Source organism: Pseudomonas sp. HMWF021 (assembly GCF_003061005.1).
Classification (GTDB): Bacteria; Pseudomonadota; Gammaproteobacteria; order Pseudomonadales; family Pseudomonadaceae; genus Aquipseudomonas.
The window spans coordinates 1-1,989 of record NZ_QAIK01000050.1; the positions used below are offsets into that span (position 1 = coordinate 1).

2 protein-coding genes are annotated in these 1,989 nt (G+C 60.3%); one reads left to right on the forward strand and one right to left on the reverse strand.

Annotated features, from left to right (window positions below; genetic code table 11):
• Positions 1–173 precede the first annotated feature (173 nt).
• Entirely contained in the window at positions 174–1,061 is an 888-nt protein-coding gene (rarD, locus tag DBR18_RS06380; protein WP_027610684.1) for an EamA family transporter RarD, read from the forward strand.
• A gap of 223 nt (positions 1,062–1,284) precedes the next feature.
• Here rarD and DBR18_RS06385 read toward each other — a convergent pair whose 3' ends face one another.
• The gene (locus tag DBR18_RS06385; protein WP_027610683.1) at positions 1,285–1,803 is read right to left on the reverse strand and encodes a glycine cleavage system protein R; all 519 of its coding nucleotides are present in this window, start codon (positions 1,801–1,803) and stop codon (positions 1,285–1,287) included.
• Positions 1,804–1,989: the final 186 nt, after the last annotated feature.

A 1,989-nucleotide genomic window follows, 5' to 3' on the forward strand; every position in this document is an offset into this window, starting at 1 on the left:
CCAATTGCCGCCTGCGCTATTTGAGCAGCAGGCGGCCTAATACTCCTACGGAGTGGTTTAAAAAAACTGAACCACTACACCGCAGGCTGCGATCTTTTTGCTTTCTGACACGACACATCTATACAACCTCCTTACAATCCCTGCTTTGTCAGCTGCCTAAGCAAGGATTCTGCATGCAAGCCGCCAACCCGCGTCGCGGGTACATTCTGGGCCTGAGTGCCTACATCATCTGGGGCCTGTTCCCGATCTACTTCAAAGCCATCGCCGAAGTCCCCGCTGTCGAGATCATCATTCACCGCGTGTTGTGGTCGGCGCTGTTCGGCGCCCTGCTGCTGATGGTGTGGAAGCATCCAGGCTGGTTGCGCGAATTGCTCGACAACCCCAAGCGCCTGGCGATTCTGGCCCTGAGCGGCACCCTGATCGCGGCCAACTGGCTGACCTACGTGTGGTCGGTGAACAACGGACGCATGCTCGAAGCGAGCCTCGGTTATTACATCAACCCGTTGGTCAACGTGCTGCTGGGGATGCTGATTCTCGGCGAACGCCTGCGGCGCATGCAGTGGATCGCCGTGGGGCTGGCAGCCATCGGCGTGGCGCAGCAGGTGTGGCAGGTCGGCAGCTTGCCGTGGGTCTCGCTGGTGCTGGCGCTGACCTTCGGCTTTTACGGGTTGATCCGCAAACAGGCGCCAGTCAAGGCCTTGCCGGGGCTGGTGGTGGAAACCTGGATGCTGGTGCCGATCGCCGTGGCCTGGTTGTTGTTCAACCAGACGGCGACCAGCGCTCAACCCGAGTTCTGGACCACCTCCCAAGCCTGGTGGCTGGTGGCTGCCGGCCCGGTGACGCTCATCCCGCTGGTCTGTTTCAACGCCGCCACCCGGCACCTGCCCTACACCACCATCGGTTTCCTCCAGTACACGGCGCCAACGCTGGTGCTGCTGCAAGCGGTGCTGCTGTTTGGCGAGCATTTATCGTCGAGCACGCTGATCGCGTTCATTTTCATCTGGGCCGGTCTGGCCGTTTACAGCGTCGATGCCGTGATCAGTTTGCGTCGGCGCAGTTGATCGAAAAACGCGCAAAGCTTCGCAGGCCACGGTTCTCGTGGCCTGCAACATTCCTTCCCAAGGTTATCCACAGCGTGGTCCCCGCCGTTTGTGCGCAAGTCACTGAATGCTGGCGGTTTTTTGATCAGTTCCCTGCAAGCCATGGCCAGCTTGGCGTTGCGCCCGGTCTCTACAGGTTATCCACAGGCAGGTGCATGTAAAAACTGGATAACCCGGGCGGTACTTAAACGTCTGTGCGTAACACCAGTTCGACCATCAGATCATCGGCCAGGGTTTCCAGGCGCGATTGCAGCACATCCAGCGACAGGGTCAGCGGCACCGCCAGAATCGCTTCGGCGTGGAACAGCGGCTCGCTGCTCATCGGCGCCGGCCGCACTTCGGTCACCAGCCGTTCGAGGTTCACCCCCTGCTCGCTGAGCAAACGGGTGATGTCGCGCACGATGCCCGGACGGTCGTTGCCCACCAGTTCCATGGCAATCGGTTTCCAGGTGCAGGACTGCTCGATACTGCTTTCGGCAATCAGTACGCGAATGCCTTGTGCCGACAGTGCCTGTAGGGAATCGACTAATTCGTCGTAAGCCTCCGCCGGCACGCCCACCCGCAGAATCCCCGCAAACTGCCCGGCCATCCGCGACATGCGGCTTTCCAGCCAGTTACCACCGTGCTCGGCGATGCATTGGGCGATGCGCTCGACCTGCCCGGGCTTGTCCGGCGCAAATACAGTGAGTACGAGATGGTCCATGGCACCGCCCTCTTGTCATGACTTTTGTTATAGAAAGGCAAGTATAGGCAAGCACCGACATTCAGCCGCCATGCTCAAGTGAACAACACCTGTGGCGAGGGAGCTTGCTCCCGCTGGCGGCCGCAGGACGCCCTCTCCAGTCAGTAATATCTGTTGCGGGTGCTTCGCACCCGAGCGGGAGCAAGC